Origin of the sequence: Pseudomonas sp. NPDC086251 (assembly GCF_044746405.1) — a bacterium.
In the GTDB taxonomy this organism is placed as follows: Bacteria; Pseudomonadota; Gammaproteobacteria; order Pseudomonadales; family Pseudomonadaceae; genus Aquipseudomonas.
Genome location: NZ_JBIVBY010000001.1, coordinates 735,105 through 753,091, shown reverse-complemented (window position 1 = coordinate 753,091; position 17,987 = coordinate 735,105). Strand labels below are relative to the sequence as shown.

Genomic DNA, 17,987 nt, shown 5'->3' with positions numbered 1-17,987 from the left:
TTGGAGGAAACTTCTTCCATTAAAAAGCCCACATAATGTGGGCTTTTTGTTGGGCGATCGGCGTTCAGGCGTAACTTCTGAGGGCAACTGGCGGAATGAATGCTTCAAGCTCATCCTCCACCGCTTCGATAATTCGTTCTACATCCGCGGCATTCATGACGGTTGCGCAGGGAATGCCGGCAATGGCGATCATGGTCTCGCCACTGGCGCGGTCAAACAAACGGGCAATCATGCTGCCCGGCGCGTCCATGCTCGCCTCAAAACCCATGGGATGAAAATGCCAGCGCATCAGCTGGCAGGCGTTTGGAAATGTGACTTTGCTAAACCCTTTATTCATATGTAGCCCGCCTTCTTCATCGAGCGCTTCCGTTAGCTCATGTTAGGAGGGAAGAGCCTTCATTGGCTCAACCGGTGACTGTCTTTAAAAGTAGCATCCAGATGTGAAAATCTTGTTTTTTTTTCAGGCCGTTTGGCGATTGGTTCAGTTTTTTTTGATGCAAGTCACGGTGAATCGTTTTTTCGACAAAGTGCGAGCACGGATTGACCATTGAAGCCGGGCCGGAACTTCGGCAAGCTCGGCGTTTTCTCGCCGAGTCCTTTATGCACGCCGATGACGATGGTCCGCAGCAAACCCAGGCCACGGGCGAGACGGTCATGCGTTACCACTTGCGCTGGAAACACCGGGACCTGGACGGTGTCATGGCGCTGTATCACCCGGATGTCCAGTACAACGACTTTTTCCAGAACCGCGTGATGGGGCTGGACGAACTGCGCGAGTACGTGCGCAGCAGCATGCCGCGTGATCCCGATGAGGCCCTGGAGCATTCGGACCGTATTCGCCTGGACGGCAACACCGCGTTCATTCAGTACCGCATCACCCTTCGCGGCGGTGCAGGGCTGGTGTCGTTCCGCGCCAGCGAGGCGATTACCGTGCGTGACGGGTTGATTTGGCGGGTCAACGAATACGCGTCGCTGGTGCATGAGCAGCCCGCCAACAAAGCCGCCAACAACCAGCGCCCGGCCGTCAGTCGGCTCGGCTTGTCGCCGCGCCAGTTGAGTTTCATGGCGGCCGACCTGCAACAGTATTTCCAGCTCCAGCAACCTTACCTCGACCCTGAACTCGACCTGCAACGGGTGGCGAAGGAGTGCGGGTACAGCCGCAATCAGATTTCCTATTTACTCAATCAGGTGCTTGGCCAGAGCTTCTACCGCTACGTCAACCAGGCGCGCTTGCAGCATTTGCTCGCGGCACTGGACGCCGCCACACCGCCGTTGCGCATTGACGAGCTGGCGTTTGCCGCCGGCTTCAATTCGCTGTCGGCGTTCTACAGCTGTTTCCGTCAGCACACGGGCTTGTCGCCGAAGGCCTACGCAAAACAAATTTCTTTGCGTGCACGCGCGCAAGACAGCCTCTGAGCCCACGCACTAGGATCGACGCCATCGAAGTGTTGAGTGGCGGAGTCGTGTATGCCGGCGTGGCGCAATATCAGTTTGTGGATGGATCAACTCGACGAGCAGTTGTTGGCGCGTCCGGCGCTGGAACAGGACCTGGACGTCGACGTCGCGATCATTGGCGCGGGGTACACCGGGCTCTGGACCGCGTACTATCTTAAGCGCCTGGCGCCGGACCTGAACATTGCCATCGTCGAGGCGCAAACCGCCGGTTTTGGCGCGTCGGGGCGCAATGGCGGCTGGCTGATGGGCAACCTGCTGGGCGAAGACCGCTTGCTCGCCGACCTGTCACCAGAGCAGCGCCGGGCTTCTTTCGATCTGCTGCACGGTATCCCTGATGAAGTGCGGACTGTCCTCGAACGTGAAGGCATCGACTGCGATTACCGCAAAGGCGGGGTGCTGTACTGCGCCGCACGCTACCCGGAACAGGAAGCCAGTCTGCGCCACTATCTGGACAAGCTCCACCGCCAGGGCCTGACCGAAAGCGATTACCGCTGGCTCAGCCCCGAGCAGTTGGCGCAACAGATCAGAGTCGCCAAGCCTTATGGCGGTATCTATGCGCCGCACGTTGCGACGATTCACCCAGCCAAGTTGGTGCGAGGTTTGGCCCGGACGGTGGAGCGCATGGGCGTGCAGATTTACGAGAACAGCCCGGTCACTCACTGGCAGTCGGGCAGCCTGCGCACGGCGAAAGCCGGGATTCGCAGCCGCTGGATCGTGCCGGCGGTAGAAGGTTACGCGGTCACCTTGCCGCCGTTGGGGCGTTATCAACTGCCAGTGCAAAGCTTGATTGTGGCCACCGAGCCGCTGTCCGCCGCGACTTGGGACGAGATCGGCCTGAGTCGCGGCCAGGCTTTCAGCGAAAGCAGCCGTCAGGTCACTTATGGGCAGCGCACGGCGGACAACCGCCTGGTGTTCGGCGCGCGCGGTGGCTATCAGTTTGCCGGCAAGTTACGCCATGACTTCGACCTCACTACCAGCGAAGTGGAGTTGCGCCGCTATCTGCTTGGCGAGCTCTTCCCGCAACTGAAGAACGTGCGGATTACCCATGCCTGGGGCGGCAATCTGGGCATGTCCCGACGCTTCAGGCCTCACATGCTCTGCGATCACGCCAGCGGCATTGCCTTGTCTGGCGGTTATGGCGGGGAGGGTGTCGGTGCCAGCAATTTGGGCGGTCGAACCCTTGCCGACCTGATTTTGCAGCGCGACAGCGAGCTGGTACGCCAGCCGTGGGTGATTCCCGAAGGTGGCCTCGACGCGCTCAAAACCTGGGAGCCGGAGCCCTGCCGCTGGCTCGGCTACAACGCGATCATCCGCAGCTTCGTCCACGAAGACCAGACCTTGGCCAGCCCGACCACCGCGCCGTGGCGTCGCAAACTGGCCTGCGGCGTGGCGGGGTTCATGGAAGGTTTCATGCAGTAACGGCGTCTTCTCAATCAACAGGTACTCCCATGAGCATCACGCAATTCAAGCACACCGCCACCCTGAAGCTGGACGAGTCGAACCCGGTCGCCGTGCCCTTGGGCACCCCCGTGGCCGTAGCTTCGACCACCAGCGTCGAACGCGACGACGGCGTCGAAACCGGCGTCTGGGAATGCACGCCCGGCCGCTGGCGGCGGCAGATCGTTGCCCAGGAATTTTGTCACTTCATCCAGGGGCGCTGCACCTTCACCCCGGACGACGGTGAAACCCTGTACATAGAAGCGGGCGACGCACTGATGTTGCCAGCCAACAGCCTCGGTATCTGGGATATCCAGGAAACCGTGCGCAAGACCTACGTTTTGATTTTTTGATCCTCTGATTGCCTGCCAACAAAAACAACCCAAACAGGACTCGACTCATGATCCGAAAGACACTGACCCTGGCCCCATTAGCGCTCGTCGCGACCCTCAGTCAGGCGGCCGAGACCGTCAAGATCTACAACTGGTCGGAATACATCGCACCGGAAACCACCAAGGATTTCCAGAAAGAAACCGGCATTGCCTTCAGCTACGATGTCTACGACAGCAATGAAACCCTCGATGGCAAGTTGATGACCGGTAAATCCGGTTACGACGTGGTGTTCCCGTCCAACCACTTCATGGCGCGACAAATCCAGGGCGGGGCGTTGAAGCAGCTCGACAAGAGCCAATTGCCGAACTGGAAAAATCTCAATCCAGTGCTGCTCAAAGCCTTGCAGAACAACGATCCGGGTAACGAACATGGCTTCCCGTACCTGTGGGGCAGCACTGGCATCGGCTACAACATTGCCAAGGTCAAAGCCGTGCTGGGCGATAACGCCCCCGTGGATTCCTGGGACCTGATCTTCAAACCCGAGAACATGCAAAAGCTGCAAAAGTGCGGCGTGGCGATCCTCGACAACGGCCCGGAACTGCTCCCGGCAGCGCTGAATTACCTGGGCCTGCCGCATCACAGTAAAAACCCTGAAGACTACAAAAAGGCCGAAGCGCTGCTGTTGAAAGTCCGGCCGTACGTCAGCTATTTCCATTCGTCCAAGTACACCAGCGACCTGGCCAACGGTGACATCTGCGTGGCTGTCGGCTTCTCCGGCGACATCCTGCAAGCGGAAAACCGCGCCAAAGAGGCGAAGAACGGCGTCGATATCGGCTATTCAGTTCCCAAGGAAGGCGCCGCAATCTGGTTCGACATGGTCGCCATGCCCGCCGACGCCCCGGACGAAAAAGCCGGCTACGCCTTCATGAACTACCTGCTGCGCCCGGACGTCATGGCCAGCATCAGCAACTACGTGCACTACGCCAACGGCAACGAACAGGCCGACAGCCTGATCGACCCGGCCATCAAGAACGACACCAAGGTCTACCCGAGCCCGGACATGATGGGCAAATTGTTCGCCCTGGAGGCCATGCCGCTGAACATTGACCGGGTGCGTACGCGGGTCTGGAACAAGATTCGGACGGGGAGTTAAGTTCAATTACTCATGTATGGCAAGGGGGCTCCCTTGCCATAACAAGTGCAACTCACTAAACGTTTCATTCGATTGATGGCATTGCGCTGGCACTTACCTGTCCGTAAAAGTGAGAGGCTTTAAACGAAAACAACTTACTCTTATTTAATATTTAAATTGCCAATTGTCAGACAATTAAGCGAGTCCCTTCGAGCCAGAAATAATATTTCGACAGCACACGCATTGTTTCCGGGTACTTGCTGGAGCAACTTCAATTTGACGTCAAAAAAGTAGTAGACGTTTGATTTCAAATTGTGTCAGTTTTCTTTCGCCTTCATTGGGCGAGTGATAGGACGATCTCGCCAGAGATTGTCGCTGTCTGACAAAAAACTGTTCCATAGCTAAACAAGGAAGTGTGTTTATGTCGAATGTAAAAGACCACGCTATTGGTACCGCCGAACAGGCTTTCCAGCCGCAATCATTGGCTGCATCCAGTTCTGCGTTCAACCAGATCAATAGCTTCAGCCATCAATATGATCGGGGTGGTAACCTCACGGTCAATGGCAAACCCTCCTTCTCCGTCGACCAGGCAGCTGACCAATTGCTGCGTGACGGTGCTGCCTACCAGGACAAGGACGGCAGCGGCAAAATCGAACTCACCTACACGTTCCTGACCTCGGCCTCGTCGAGCACCCTGAACAAGCACGGGATCAGTGGGTTCAGCCAGTTCAGCACGCAACAGAAAACCCAGGCCGTGCTCGCCATGCAATCCTGGGCCGATGTGGCCAATGTCACCTTCACCGAGAAAGCCACTGGCGGTGACGGTCACATGACCTTCAGCAACTACAGCAGCGGCCAGGACGGTGCGGCAGCGTTTGCTTACCTGCCGGGCACGGGCGCCGGTTACGACGGGACTTCCTGGTACCTGACCAACAGCAGCTACACGCCCAACAAGACGCCGGACCTGAACAACTACGGCCGTCAGACCCTGACCCACGAAATCGGCCACACCCTGGGCCTGGCTCATCCGGGTGATTACAACGCTGGCGAAGGCGCGCCGACCTACAACGATGCGACCTACGGGCAAGACACCCGCGGCTACAGCGTCATGAGCTACTGGAGTGAAAGCAACACCAGTCAGAACTTCAGCAAGGGCGGCGTCGAAGCGTATGCGTCCGGCCCGTTGATGGACGACATTGCCGCCATCCAGCAGCTGTACGGCGCCAACACCACCACGCGTACCGGTGATACTACCTACGGCTTCAACTCCAACGCCGGTCGCGACTTTCTCAGCGCTTCTTCGTCGTCGGACAAAGTGGTTTTTTCGGTCTGGGATGCGGGCGGCAAAGACACGCTAGATTTCTCGGGTTTCACCCAGAACCAGAAGATCAACCTCAATGAGGCCTCGTTCTCCGACGTTGGCGGCCTGGTGGGCAACGTGTCCATCGCCAAGGGTGTCACCGTCGAGAACGCCATTGGCGGTTCGGGCAATGACCTGCTGATCGGCAACAACGTGTCCAATGAGCTGAAGGGCGGTGCCGGCAACGACATCCTTTTTGGCGCGGGCGGTGCGGATAAGTTGTGGGGTGGTGCAGGTTCGGACACGTTTGTGTTCGCCGCCAGCAGCGACTCCAAGCCAGGGGCGATCGACCAGATCCTCGATTTTGTCAGCGGCCTGGACAAAATCGACCTGACCGGTATCACCAACGGCGCGGGCCTGCACTTCGTCAGTGCGTTCACCGGTGCAGCGGGCGATGCGGTGTTGAGCACGTCCGGCGGCAACAGCCTGTTGTCGGTGGATTTCTCCGGGCACGGCGTGGCTGATTTCCTGGTCAGCACCGTCGGCCAGGCGGCGTACACAGACATCGCGGCGTGATGTGAAGTGAAAAAAGGAGGGCGGCGCTCAATGTGCTGCTCTCTTTCCTTGCATCGCCATCTGCGGTGAGTAAGCTACGCGCCGGAGTACAACGCCCTATGACCCACAAGGCTTTTACCTACAGAACAACCGCGTGGCTTTTGGCGGCGCTGATGACGTTTCTTGGAGATGTAGCCATGGCAAGCAGCCTGAAATTAGCAGACCCCTCAGAACTGGCCGGCCAGTGGCAAGCCACTTTGAATGCCGCCGAAGACTCGTCAAAGTCCTGCATCGTTGACTTTCAACCGCAGCAAACGCTGGGTGAGGGCGCCGAGTGCCTCAGTAGTTGGTTGGGCGAGCAAGCCATCGGCTGGTTTCCGGAACCCGACGGTATCGCGATCACTGGCAAAGAAGGCTCAAGAATCGTGTTCTTCAGCCGACAGCATGAGGGGCTTTACACAAGCACGTTGAAATCAGGGCTGATCATTACGCTGCAGCGCACGGCGCATTAAGCGCCAAAGTGGCAGGCCGTTTACAGGTACCGACTATAAAGCCCTTGATGTCCCGTTAGTAGGCGCGAATCAATAACCGGACTTTTTATTGCACATAAGAAGTTGTTATTAGTGTGTAAGCGACAACGGGCAAAGAATGTCTCGACCGTGTGCGGACAGTTAATGGAACCTCGCCTGAGTACGGCGGGAAATATCAGTTCAGGAAAAATCAATGAAGATGGCGAAGGCCCCAGTCACCGCACCGTTAATCAAGGCACTGGGCGACTATAAGAGCATCTTGATCAGCGTCGGTTGTTTTACCGCATTGATCAACATACTGATGCTGGTCCCGTCGATTTATATGCTCCAGGTCTATGACCGGGTGCTGTCCTCGCAAAACGAAACCACCTTGACCATGTTGTCGCTGATGGTCGTCGGGTTCTTTGTCTTTATCGGTTTACTGGAAATTGTTCGCAGCTTTATCGTTATCCGCATCGGCAGCCAACTGGAGCGTCGCTTCAACCTGCGGGTCTATCAGGCAGCGTTCGAGCGCAATTTATTCAAGGGTGAGGGCAATGCCGGCCAATCGCTTGGCGACCTGACTCATATTCGACAATTCGTCACCGGCCCCGCGCTGTTCGCCTTCTTCGATGCGCCGTGGTTTCCGGTCTACCTGTTCGTGATTTATCTGTTCAACGTCTGGCTCGGGGTATTCGCCACCGCAGGCGCGGTGCTGCTGATCGCGCTGGCCTGCCTGAATGAGGCCATGACTAAAAAGCCGCTGGGCGAAGCCGCCGCGTTTTCCCAGAAGTCCAGCCAGCTGGCCACCAGTCACCTGCACAATGCCGAAACCATTCAAGCCATGGGCATGCTCGGTGCCCTACGTAATCGCTGGTTCCATGTCCATTCGCGTTTCCTTGGCTTGCAGAACCAGGCCAGCGACACCGGTGCCGTCATCAGCTCCCTGAGCAAAACCCTGCGGCTGTGCCTGCAATCGCTGGTCTTGGGTTTGGGCGCCTTGCTGGTGATCAAGGGCGACATGACCGCCGGGATGATGATCGCCGGTTCCATCCTGATGGGCCGCGTGCTGAGCCCCATCGATCAGTTGATTGCCGTGTGGAAACAATGGAGCGGCGCCAAACTCGCCTACCGGCGTCTCGACGCGCTGCTGCAAGCCTATCCACCGAGTAACGTGGCGATGGCATTGCCGGCACCGAAGGGGCAGATCACTTTTGAACAGGTCAGCGCCGGTCCTCCGGGTCAACGCGCGGCGACCCTGCACATGGTCAATTTCAGCCTTGGTGCGGGGGAGGTGCTGGGTGTGCTGGGTGCGTCGGGCTCCGGTAAGTCGACGTTGGCGCGCGTGCTGGTCGGCGTGTGGCCGACTCTCGGCGGCACCGTGCGGCTCGACGGCGCGGACATCCATCGCTGGAATCGCGATGACCTCGGCCCCTACATCGGTTACCTGCCGCAGGACATCGAATTGTTCAGCGGCAGCATCGCGCAAAACATCGCCCGATTCCGCGAAGCCGATCCGCAACAAGTGGTGGTGGCCGCGCAACAGGCTGGCGTGCATGAGTTGATCCTGCGCATGCCTCAGGGCTACGACACCGTGCTCGGGGAAGATGGCAGCGGTTTATCCGGTGGGCAAAAGCAACGTGTGGCCCTGGCCCGTGCGCTGTATGGCAAGCCGAGCCTGGTGGTGCTGGATGAGCCGAACTCCAACCTCGACACCGTCGGCGAAGCGGCGCTGGCCAGTGCTATCGCCCAAATGAAGGCCCAGGGCACCAGTGTGATTCTGGTCACCCATCGTTCCTCGGCGTTGGCCCAGGCTGACAAGTTGCTGGTGCTCAATGAGGGGCGTTTGCAGGCGTTCGGTCCGAGCCAGGAGGTGCTCAAGGCGCTGTCCGGAGCGGCCGCGCAAGCACCGGCGGGGGTCAGCATGAGCCGGCAATCTCAGCCGTCGACAAGGAATTCGGGTGTATGAGCAGCCTGCAGATGAACAGTCAAAACGAAGCCGCGATGGAACACGACTACATCGCCGAACGCCCTGAACGCGACGCGCGTTATTTCGCCCGCCTGGGCTGGATTCTGGCGATCGTCGGCGCTGGCAGTTTCTTCACGTGGGCCAGCCTGGCGCCACTTGACCAGGGCATTCCGGTGCAAGGCACGGTGGTGGTGTCGGGCAAGCGCAAAGCCGTGCAGTCGACGAGCAACGGCGTGGTCAGCCGGATTCTGGTGCGCGAAGGTCAGGTGGTGAAGCAGGGCCAACCACTGTTCCAGCTCGACCAGACGCAAGTTGCCGCTGATGTGCAATCCCTGCAAGCGCAATACCGCATGGCCTGGGCCAGTCTGGCGCGGTGGCAGAGCGAGCGTGACAATCTCAAGCAGGTCAGTTTCCCCGCCGAACTGAGCAACGATCCTGACCCGCGCCTGAAATTGGTGCTGGAAGGCCAGCGTCAGTTGTTCAGCAGCCGTCGCGAAGCCTTTTCCCGCGAACAAGCCGCCTTGCGCGCGAGCATCGAAGGTGCCGGTGCGCAACTGGCCGGCATGCGTCGCGCCCGTACGGACTTGACCGCCCAGGCCGACTCGCTGCAACAACAATTAAGCAATCTGCAGCCCCTGGCGGACAACGGCTACATCCCGCGCAACCGGTTGATGGAGTACCAGCGTCAGCTGTCGCAAGTGCAGCAACAATTGGCAGAAAACACCGGCGAAAGTGGCCGCGTGGAGCAGGGCATCCTCGAATCGCGGCTGAAGCTGCAACAACACATCGAGGAGTACCAGAAAGAGGTCCGCACGCAACTGGCCGATGCGCAGCTCAAAAGCGTGACCCTGGAAGAACAACTGACCTCCGCCGGGTTTGACCTGCAACACAGCGAGATCATCGCCACGGCCGACGGCATCGCGGTCAACCTCGGGGTTCACACCGAAGGCGCGGTAGTGCGTCAGGGCGAAACCCTGCTGGAAATCGTGCCTCAGGGCACACGCCTGGAAGTGGAAGGGCACTTGCCGATCAACCTGGTCGACAAGGTCGGCACGCACTTGCCGGTGGACATTCTGTTTACCGCGTTCAACCAGAGCCGCACCCCGCGAGTGCCGGGCGAAGTCAGCCTGATCTCCGCCGACCAGATGGTCGACGAAAAAACCGGGGCGCCGTATTACGTGCTGCGCAGCAGCGTCAGCGAGCAGGCCATGGAAAAACTCAACGGCCTGGTGATCAAGCCCGGCATGCCGGCGGAAATGTTCGTGCGCACCGGAGAACGTTCGCTCCTCAACTACTTGTTCAAACCGCTGCTCGACCGGGCAGGCTCCGCGTTGACTGAGGAATAAGGATGTTCCGTTGTATGAATAAGCTTTCCATGCTGGCCGCGACCCTGGCGCTGCTGACCTGCAACAGTGCGATGGCCATGGGGCCGTTCGACGTCTACGAACAAGCCTTACGCAATGATCCGGTGTTCCTCGGCGCCATCAAGGAGCGCGACGCCGGCCTTGAGAACCGTGCCATTGGCCGTGCCGGGCTGTTGCCGAAACTGGCTTACAACTACAACAAGGGCCGCAACACCTCGAAGGTCACCTACCTCAACGAGCGCGGGCAAAACCAGTCGGATGATCGCAACTACAGCAGCTACGGCTCGACCCTGACCCTGCAACAACCGTTGCTCGACTACGAAGCTTACGCGGCCTATCGCAAAGGCGTGGCGCAGTCGCTGTTCGCCGACGAAAACTTTCGCGGCAAGAGCCAGGAATTGCTGGTGCGGGTGCTGGAGAACTACACCAAGGCGTTGTTCGCCCAGGACCAGATCGACATCGCCCTGGCGAAGAAAAAAGCCTACGAGCAACAGTTCCAGCAGAACGAGCAGATGTTCCGCCAGGGCGAGGGCACGCGCACCGATATTCTTGAAGCCGAGTCGCGCTATGAACTGGCGACCGCCGAGGAAATCGAGGCACGCAATGAACAGGATGCCGCCCTGCGGGAACTGGGCGCGCTGATCGGCGTGCCGGCCATCGACATCGCCGACCTGGCGCCGCTGGACCAGAATTTCCAGACCTTCACCTTGCAACCGGCCAGTTACGACACCTGGCATGAGATCGCCGTCGCCAACAACCCGAACCTGGCTTCCCAGCGCCAGGCCCTGGAAGTGGCGCGCTACGAGGTCGAGCGCAACCGTGCCGGGCACCTGCCCAAAGTCAGCGCCTACGCCTCGGTGCGCCAGAACGAGTCGGAAAGTGGCAACACCTATAACCAGCGCTACGACACCAACACCATCGGCATAGAGGTCAATGTGCCGCTGTATGCCGGCGGAGGGGTTTCGGCCTCGACTCGTCAGGCCAGCCGCGCCATGGAACAGGCCGAGTACGAACTGGACGGCAAGACCCGGGAAACCCTGATCGAGCTGCGTCGGCAGTTCAGCGCCTGCCTGTCGGGCGTAAGCAAACTGCGCGCCTATCAGAAAGCCCTGAGCTCGGCTGAAGCCCTGGTGGTGTCGACCAAGCAAAGCATCCTCGGTGGCGAACGGGTCAACCTCGATGCGCTGAATGCCGAACAACAACTCTTTACGACACGTCGGGATCTGGCCCAGACCCGGTACGACTATTTAATGGCGTGGACCAAGTTGCATTACTACGCCGGGACTTTGAGCGAGCAGGATCTGGCCAAGGTTGACGAGGCGTTCGGACAAGGACCGAGGACTCCGTAACGCCTGAACATTGCAGCCCTGTAGCGCGTTCTATCTCTGACAATTCCAACAAAGAGAGAGGCAATACCCATGGGTGTGTACGACTACAAAAACCTCGGCACAGCAGACTCCAAAGCATTGTTTACCGATGCGATGGCGATCACGCTGTATTCCTATCACAACCTCGATAACGGTTTTGCCACCGGCTACCAGCACAACGGTTTCGGCCTGGGCTTGCCGGCGACACTGGTGATGGCGCTGATCGGCGGCGCAGACTCACAAGGCGTGATTCCCGGCATTCCGTGGAATCCGGATTCGGAAAAAGCCGCGCTGGAGGCGGTGCAAAAAGCTGGCTGGACACCCATCACGGCCGCGCAGTTGGGCTATGACGGCAAGGTCGACGGGCGCGGAACCTTCTTTGGCGAGAAGGACGGCTACACCAGCGCTCAGGTGGAAATCCTCGGCAAGTACGATGCCCAGGGCCATCTCACTGAAATCGGCATCGCCTTTCGTGGCACCAGCGGCCCGCGGGAAACCCTGGTCAGCGATTCAATCGCCGACGTGATCAACGACCTGCTGGCGGCGTTGGGCCCCAAGGATTATGCGAAGAACTACGTCGGTGAAGCGTTCGGCAACTTGCTCGGCGACGTCGCCGCGTTTGCCCAGGCCAATGGCCTGTCGGGCAAGGACGTACTGGTCAGCGGCCACAGCCTCGGCGGGCTGGCAGTCAACAGCCTGGCGGATTTGAGTCGTGACAAGTGGGCCGGGTTCTACCAGGACTCCAACTACATTGCCTACGCGTCACCGACCCAAAGCAGCACCGATAAAGTGTTGAACGTTGGCTACGAAAACGATCCGGTGTTCCGGGCGCTCGACGGTTCCTCGTTCAACCTGTCGTCGGTGGGCGTGCACGATGCCCATCAGGAGTCGGCGACCAACAACATCGTCAGCTTCAACGACCACTATGCGTCGACGGCCTGGAACCTGCTGCCGTTCTCCATCCTCAACATTCCGACCTGGATTTCGCACTTGCCGACCGGGTACGGCGACGGCATGACGCGGGTGCTGGAGTCGCGGTTCTACGACCTCACCGACAAAGACTCGACGATTATCGTTGCCAACCTGTCGGACCCGGCACGCAGCAACACCTGGGTCCAGGACCTCAATCGCAATGCCGACACCCACAAGGGCAGTACCTTCATCATCGGCAGCGACGGCAACGACCTGATCCAGGGTGGCAAGGGCAACGACTACCTGGAAGGCCGCGATGGCAACGACACCTTTCGCGACGGTGGCGGCTACAACATCCTGTTGGGCGGCAAGGGCAGCAACGTGCTCGACGTGCAGCAGTCGGTGAAGAACCTTGACTTCGCCAATGACGGCGCCGGCAACCTGTACATCCGCGACGCCCAGGGCGGCATGAGCATCACCCGTGACATCGGCAGCATCATCAGCAAAGAGCCGGGGTTTTTATGGGGGCTGTTCAAGGATGACGTGACCCACAGCGTCACGGCCAATGGGCTGGCGGTCGGCAATAATCTGACCCCCTACGCGTCAACGGTGAAGGGCGGCGCGGGTGCCGATACGCTCAAGGCTCACACGGCGGGCGACTGGCTGTTTGGCCTGGATGGCAACGATCATTTGATTGGCGGCAAGGGCAACGACGTGTTGGTCGGCGGGGCGGGGAATGACCTGATGGAGTCGGGAGGCGGGACCGATACGTTCCTGTTCAGCGGCGCCTTTGGCCAGGACCGCGTGATCGGCTATCAGGCGGACGATAAGCTGGTGTTTCTCGGGGTCCAGGGCGTGGAGCCTGGCGATGATTATCGGGCGCATGCCACGGCGGTGGGGCAGGACACGGTGCTGACGTTTGGCGGGGATTCGGTGACGTTGGTCGGTGTCGGATTGGACAGTTTGTCGGGTGCGGGAATTGTGATTGCCTGAGGGTGATGCGGCGCCGGTAAGGGCCTCTTCGCGAGCAAGCCCGCTCCCACATTTGATTTTTGTCCTCCACAAAGTTTGCGGTCGACTCGGTCTAATGTGGGAGCGGGCTTGCTCGCGAAGAACGATAACGCGGTCCTCAGTCTTCCTGGCGAATCGTGCTCACTTCATCCGCCTTGACCTTCACTTTCGCCCCGGAGATGTCTTCAAATTCAAAGAAGCCATCCTTGGTCTTGGTTTTCGGCATGTCCTTGGTCAAATACTGGGTGCCGTTCTGCAGTGTCACCACCGTTGGCGTCGAGCAACCGGCCAGGGCCAGAAAGGCTGCTACCGCCAGGGGCAAGCCCAGAGTCTTCATATTCATACTCACCTCTCAAACTTCAAATAAAAAACAGCGCGATTACCGTATCTCTAAGGCGGTTGGTGCCATGGAACACCAGAAAGTTCGACAGACAGCGGAAAAATAACCGATTTCAGCCCGACACACTTTTTGTAGGAGCTGTCGAGCTTGCGAGGCTGCGATCGGCTGCGCAGCAGCCGTAAAACCTCAGCGCGAGGTAGTCCTGAAAGAACGCATCGCCTGATTTCACGACTGCTTCACAGCCGAACGCGCTTAACTGAGCGATATGACGAGCCGCCGCTTATCCTTTTCCATTTGCACCAGATGGGGTGTAGCTGGTATCTGTACGCATAACCAGTACTCGCTCGCCATGGCCCATTTTCCTGTGACTGCAAATCCCCTCGACGATCCGTTCTATTACTTGAACAACTTCATGCAAGTGCTTGATTGGCTTGAGCATCGCTATGCCGATGTGTTGAGTATAGAGGAGCAACGCTTCATCCGTGATTTCCACCAGTTGCCCCGCGAATCCCGAGCGCTGCTGGTCAGAATGGTGATGCGCAAGGGCATTCACTTCAGGGCGAGCAAACTGCATTACGTCGAGATCGGCGACATTGGCCTGGCCGCCGAGCCATTGCTGGCCCTGGGCTGGATTGACGAACAGTCAGCGCTGTCGATCGAGACGCTGTTCGAGGTGCTGCTCAAGGCAGAAATCCTCCAGTGTTTTGGTGCGGCCATCGATCAGCCCAAAGGCAAAAAGACCGATTGGCTGCCGACACTGAGCGAACGGTTTCCCGACGCTCAGGCTTTCGCGAACTGGTGCCCGACCCTGGACGAGCGATTGTTCAGCCTGACCATCATGGGCCTGTGCGACCGGCTGCGCCTGATGTTTTTCGGCAATCTTTACCAGGATTGGTCAGAGTTTGTGCTGGCCGATCTTGGCATCTTCACCTACGAAAAAGTCGAGTTCTGCGCCGAATCGCGAGGTTTGCGCAGCCGCGACGACGTCGACGCCTGCCTCTTTCTTCACCACTGTCAGCAACGTTTCGAGGCCGGTGAAGCGGTGGCGGGTATTGTCGAGCAGATCAACGGGCTGGCATTGAGCAACCCGTGGCTGCAAAGGCGTCGCGGCAAGTTGTTGTTCCAGATCGGACAGTATTGCGAGCGAATCGCGGATTTCCCTAACGCCCTGACCATCTACCGTGAATGCGCCTATCCCGGCGCGCGCCTGCGGTTGATTCGCGTGCTGGAACGTTGCGGTGAGTATTCGCTCGCCATGGACCTGGCCACCCATGCCGAGCAAGCGCCGGAAAGCGCTGCTGAACAGCAGCAATTGCTACGTGTGTTGCCCAGGCTGCGGCGCAAGCTCGGCGGCCCGGCGATGAAGCGCTCGTCACCACGGGAAATGCTGCGCCTGGACCTGCAATTGCCCCGGACCGACCTGGCGCTGTCGGTGGAGTATTACGTTCAGGCGCACCTGGCGGAAGAATCGGCGCCGGTGCACTACGTCGAAAACAGCCTGATCAACTCGCTGTTCGGACTGCTGTGCTGGCCAGCAATCTTCGCCCCGCTGCCGGGCGCGTTTTTCCACCCGTTCCAGCGCGGGCCAGTGGATCTGCTCAATGAAGACTTTCATGCTCGCCGTGCTGAACTGTTCCAGCGTTGCCTGGCTGAACTCGACGACGGGCGTTACCGCCAGACCATTCGTGAACGCTATGCCGCCAAGTGGGGCGTGCAATCGCCGTTCGTGTTCTGGGGCGCGTTGAGCGAGGACTTGCTGGATCAGGCGCTCGACTGCCTGCCGGCCGAACACCTCAAGCACTGGTTCAATCGCCTGCTGCTGGACATCAAGGCCAATCGCGCCGGCATGCCGGACCTGATCCAGTTCTGGCCGCAGCAAAAGACCTACCGCATGATCGAAGTCAAAGGCCCCGGCGATCGCTTGCAAGACAATCAATTACGCTGGCTGGAGTTCTGCCATGAACACCACATGCCGATTGCCGTGTGCTACGTGCAATGGGCGGAGCAGAGCGCTTGAGCTACAGCATTGCGGTGCGGGCGCTGTGTGAATTCACCGCCAAGGTCGGCGACCTCGACCTGCGCTTTACCCCGTCGCCAACCGCACTGGAAGGTATCGTCGGGCACCGCACGGTCGCGTCCCGGCGCAGCGACGGCTATCAGAGTGAAGTCGCACTTGAGGGCCAGTATCAAACGTTGCAAGTCAAGGGCAGGGCAGACGGCTACGACCCCGTGCAAAACTGCCTGGAAGAAGTCAAAACCTATCGCGGCGACTTGAGCAAGCAACCGGCCAACCATCGGCAATTGCACTGGGCGCAGGCGAAAATCTACGGCTGGTTGATGTGTCGGAAACTCGATCTGGCGCAGATCAATCTGGCCCTGGTGTACTTCGACATCGTCAGCGAAAAGGAAACCTGCCTGGCCGAAGCCTTCAGTGCCGAAGAACTGGGGCAGTTCTTCGAGCACCATTGCGCGCGGTTTCTGCACTGGGCCGAGCAGGAAATGGCCCATCGCGACGCACGTAACAAGGCGGCCCAACAGTTGGCGTTTCCCCATGCCGATTTTCGGCCGGGGCAGCGTCATCTGGCGGAGTCGGTGTTCAAGGCGGTCAGCACCGGTCGTTGCCTGATGGCTCAGGCGCCCACCGGGATCGGCAAAACCGTGGGGACGCTGTTTCCGATGGTCAAGGCTCTGGCACCGCAACGGCTGGACAAGGTGTTCTTCCTCACGGCGAAAACCCCGGGGCGCAAACTGGCGCTGGACGCTGCACAGGTGATCCTCGACAGCGCCGAGGCGCCGCCATTGCGTGTTCTGGAAATGATTGCCCGTGACAAGGCCTGCGAACATCCGGACAAGGCCTGCCACGGCGAATCCTGTCCGTTGGCTCAAGGCTTCTATGATCGCTTGCCGGCCGCTCGCCAGGCGGCCAGCGAACTGAGCCTGTTGAACCAGAGCGCGTTGCGCGAGGTTGCCCTGAAGCACGACGTCTGCCCCTATTACCTGAGCCAGGAAATGGCCCGTTGGGCGGACGTGGTGGTCGCCGATTACAACTACTACTTCGACTTCAGTGCACTGCTGTTCGGGTTGGCCCAGGCCAACAACTGGACAGTCGCGGTGCTGGTGGACGAGGCGCACAATCTGGTGGAACGCGGCCGGCAGATGTACAGCGCCAGCCTCGACCAGTCGACGCTCAACGCGTTGCGTAAAACCGCGCCCGAGCCATTGAAAAAATCCCTGCAACGGGTCAACCGTGAGTGGAACGCCCTGCATAACCTGCAACTCGGCGCCTATCAGGCGTACGACAAAGGCCCGGAAAAACTGCTCCAGGCGCTGTCTTCATGCAGCGCCAGCATCGGCGATTACCTGAACGATCATCCGCAGGGCCTGGACAGTGCCTTGCAGACGTTCTATTTCGACATGCTGCAATTCTGCCGGGTGGCTGAACTCTTCGATGAGCAGTTCCTGTTCGACATCAGCAAGCGCGACCTCGACCGCAAGCGCAACCTGTCGCAGTTGTGCCTGCGCAACGTGGTGCCCGCCGGTTTCATCCGCCCGCGCCTGACCGCCGCGCGCAGCACCGTGCTGTTTTCCGCGACCTTGAGCCCTCGCCATTACTACGCCGATCTGTTGGGGACACCGCCGAGCACGGTGTGGATTGACGTGGAGTCACCGTTTCATGCCGACCAGCTGCAGGTGCACATCGTCAGCCAGATCTCCACGCGGTTCGTCCATCGCCAGTCCTCCCTCGCGCCGATTGTCGAACTGATTGCCCGGCAATTCACTCAGCGCCCCGGCAACTACCTGGCGTTTTTCAGTAGCTTCGATTACTTGCAGCAAGTGGCGCAGTTGCTGGCCGAGAAACATCCGCACATCAATCTGTGGGCGCAGTCCCGAGGCATGGCGGAAGGGCAGCGCCAGGACTTTCTCGATCAGTTCACCGCCGACAGTCAGGGCGTCGGGTTTGCGGTACTCGGCGGGGCGTTTGGCGAAGGCATCGACTTGCCCGGCGCGCGACTGATCGGTGCGTTCATTGCCACCCTGGGGCTGGCGCAGCTCAACCCGGTCAACGAACAACTGAAACACCGCATGGCGGCGATTTTTGGTGCCGGCTACGACTACACCTATCTGTTTCCAGGGGTGCAAAAAGTGGTGCAGGCCGCCGGACGAGTGATCCGCACCCAGCAGGATCAAGGGGTGGTGATGTTGATCGATGACCGATTTGGCGAAAGTAAGGTCAAGCAGTTGCTGCCACGCTGGTGGTCAGTTTGAAGGGTGGCTTTTTTCCCACAGTCGAGTAGGATCTTTT

14 protein-coding genes are annotated in these 17,987 nt (G+C 59.4%); 12 read left to right on the top strand and 2 right to left on the bottom strand.

The annotated features are described in order from the left end of the window. Positions 1-64 precede the first annotated feature (64 nt). Positions 65-337: a DUF1652 domain-containing protein gene (locus tag ACIPL2_RS03315; RefSeq protein WP_033054957.1), complete on the bottom strand. Its 273-nt coding sequence runs from the start codon at positions 335-337 to the stop codon at positions 65-67. A gap of 263 nt (positions 338-600) precedes the next feature. On the opposite strand from ACIPL2_RS03315, the gene ACIPL2_RS03310 reads away from it, so the two are divergent. The 10 genes from ACIPL2_RS03310 (at position 601) to ACIPL2_RS03265 (ending at position 13,326) form a co-directional block, all read left to right on the top strand. After that, positions 601-1,416: a helix-turn-helix domain-containing protein gene (locus ACIPL2_RS03310; protein ID WP_401353364.1), complete on the top strand. Its 816-nt coding sequence runs from the start codon at positions 601-603 to the stop codon at positions 1,414-1,416. 51 nt (positions 1,417-1,467) lie between these two features. After that, entirely contained in the window at positions 1,468-2,874 is a 1,407-nt protein-coding gene (locus tag ACIPL2_RS03305) for an NAD(P)/FAD-dependent oxidoreductase (RefSeq protein WP_401352944.1), read from the top strand. 29 nt (positions 2,875-2,903) lie between these two features. Then, entirely contained in the window at positions 2,904-3,245 is a 342-nt protein-coding gene (locus tag ACIPL2_RS03300; protein ID WP_401352942.1) for a cupin domain-containing protein, read from the top strand. Positions 3,246-3,292: 47 nt separating this feature from the next. Beyond that, positions 3,293-4,378 (top strand): polyamine ABC transporter substrate-binding protein, encoded by a 1,086-nt coding sequence (locus ACIPL2_RS03295; RefSeq protein WP_401352941.1) that lies wholly within the window; start codon positions 3,293-3,295, stop codon positions 4,376-4,378. Between the two features lie 400 nt (positions 4,379-4,778). Next, entirely contained in the window at positions 4,779-6,233 is a 1,455-nt protein-coding gene (locus ACIPL2_RS03290; RefSeq protein ID WP_401352939.1) for a serralysin family metalloprotease, read from the top strand. A gap of 98 nt (positions 6,234-6,331) precedes the next feature. After that, positions 6,332-6,724, top strand: coding sequence for an AprI/Inh family metalloprotease inhibitor (locus tag ACIPL2_RS03285; RefSeq protein ID WP_401352937.1), 393 nt, complete (start codon positions 6,332-6,334; stop codon positions 6,722-6,724). A gap of 211 nt (positions 6,725-6,935) precedes the next feature. After that, positions 6,936-8,690, top strand: coding sequence for a type I secretion system permease/ATPase (locus tag ACIPL2_RS03280; RefSeq protein ID WP_401352935.1), 1,755 nt, complete (start codon positions 6,936-6,938; stop codon positions 8,688-8,690). Next, positions 8,687-10,036 carry an HlyD family type I secretion periplasmic adaptor subunit gene (locus tag ACIPL2_RS03275; RefSeq protein WP_401352933.1) on the top strand — a complete coding sequence of 450 codons (1,350 nt, stop codon included), beginning with the start codon at positions 8,687-8,689 and terminating at the stop codon, positions 10,034-10,036. Before ACIPL2_RS03280 ends, ACIPL2_RS03275 begins: the two co-directional genes overlap by 4 nt. Positions 10,037-10,038: 2 nt before the next feature. Then, positions 10,039-11,403 carry a TolC family outer membrane protein gene (locus ACIPL2_RS03270; RefSeq protein WP_401352931.1) on the top strand — a complete coding sequence of 455 codons (1,365 nt, stop codon included), beginning with the start codon at positions 10,039-10,041 and terminating at the stop codon, positions 11,401-11,403. 69 nt (positions 11,404-11,472) lie between these two features. Next, a complete protein-coding gene (locus ACIPL2_RS03265; RefSeq protein ID WP_401352929.1) occupies positions 11,473-13,326 on the top strand; it encodes a polyurethanase in 1,854 nt (617 codons plus the stop codon). A gap of 136 nt (positions 13,327-13,462) precedes the next feature. On the opposite strand, the gene ACIPL2_RS03260 is transcribed toward ACIPL2_RS03265, so the two are convergent. Continuing rightward, positions 13,463-13,687, bottom strand: a complete 225-nt coding sequence (locus ACIPL2_RS03260) for a YgdI/YgdR family lipoprotein (protein ID WP_401352927.1) — start codon at positions 13,685-13,687, stop codon at positions 13,463-13,465. 346 nt (positions 13,688-14,033) lie between these two features. Here ACIPL2_RS03260 and ACIPL2_RS03255 point away from each other — a divergent pair, with 346 nt between their 5' ends. Together ACIPL2_RS03255 and ACIPL2_RS03250 are read left to right on the top strand one after the other, a co-directional pair. Continuing rightward, on the top strand, positions 14,034-15,701 hold the full coding sequence (locus ACIPL2_RS03255) for a VRR-NUC domain-containing protein (protein WP_401352925.1): 1,668 nt from the start codon (positions 14,034-14,036) through the stop codon (positions 15,699-15,701). Then, positions 15,698-17,950 (top strand): ATP-dependent DNA helicase, encoded by a 2,253-nt coding sequence (locus tag ACIPL2_RS03250; RefSeq protein ID WP_401352923.1) that lies wholly within the window; start codon positions 15,698-15,700, stop codon positions 17,948-17,950. Before ACIPL2_RS03255 ends, ACIPL2_RS03250 begins: the two co-directional genes overlap by 4 nt. Positions 17,951-17,987: the final 37 nt, after the last annotated feature.

What these genes read in the sequence shown, in the direction of transcription:
- ACIPL2_RS03315 (WP_033054957.1), bottom strand. Translation starts at nt 337, where the DNA reads ATGAATAAAGGGTTTAGCAAAGTCACATTTCCAAACGCCTGCCAGCTG.
- ACIPL2_RS03310 (WP_401353364.1), top strand. Translation starts at nt 601, where the DNA reads ATGCACGCCGATGACGATGGTCCGCAGCAAACCCAGGCCACGGGCGAG.
- ACIPL2_RS03305 (WP_401352944.1), top strand. Translation starts at nt 1,468, where the DNA reads ATGCCGGCGTGGCGCAATATCAGTTTGTGGATGGATCAACTCGACGAG.
- ACIPL2_RS03300 (WP_401352942.1), top strand. Translation starts at nt 2,904, where the DNA reads ATGAGCATCACGCAATTCAAGCACACCGCCACCCTGAAGCTGGACGAG.
- ACIPL2_RS03295 (WP_401352941.1), top strand. Translation starts at nt 3,293, where the DNA reads ATGATCCGAAAGACACTGACCCTGGCCCCATTAGCGCTCGTCGCGACC.
- ACIPL2_RS03290 (WP_401352939.1), top strand. Translation starts at nt 4,779, where the DNA reads ATGTCGAATGTAAAAGACCACGCTATTGGTACCGCCGAACAGGCTTTC.
- ACIPL2_RS03285 (WP_401352937.1), top strand. Translation starts at nt 6,332, where the DNA reads ATGACCCACAAGGCTTTTACCTACAGAACAACCGCGTGGCTTTTGGCG.
- ACIPL2_RS03280 (WP_401352935.1), top strand. Translation starts at nt 6,936, where the DNA reads ATGAAGATGGCGAAGGCCCCAGTCACCGCACCGTTAATCAAGGCACTG.
- ACIPL2_RS03275 (WP_401352933.1), top strand. Translation starts at nt 8,687, where the DNA reads ATGAGCAGCCTGCAGATGAACAGTCAAAACGAAGCCGCGATGGAACAC.
- ACIPL2_RS03270 (WP_401352931.1), top strand. Translation starts at nt 10,039, where the DNA reads ATGTTCCGTTGTATGAATAAGCTTTCCATGCTGGCCGCGACCCTGGCG.
- ACIPL2_RS03265 (WP_401352929.1), top strand. Translation starts at nt 11,473, where the DNA reads ATGGGTGTGTACGACTACAAAAACCTCGGCACAGCAGACTCCAAAGCA.
- ACIPL2_RS03260 (WP_401352927.1), bottom strand. Translation starts at nt 13,687, where the DNA reads ATGAATATGAAGACTCTGGGCTTGCCCCTGGCGGTAGCAGCCTTTCTG.
- ACIPL2_RS03255 (WP_401352925.1), top strand. Translation starts at nt 14,034, where the DNA reads ATGGCCCATTTTCCTGTGACTGCAAATCCCCTCGACGATCCGTTCTAT.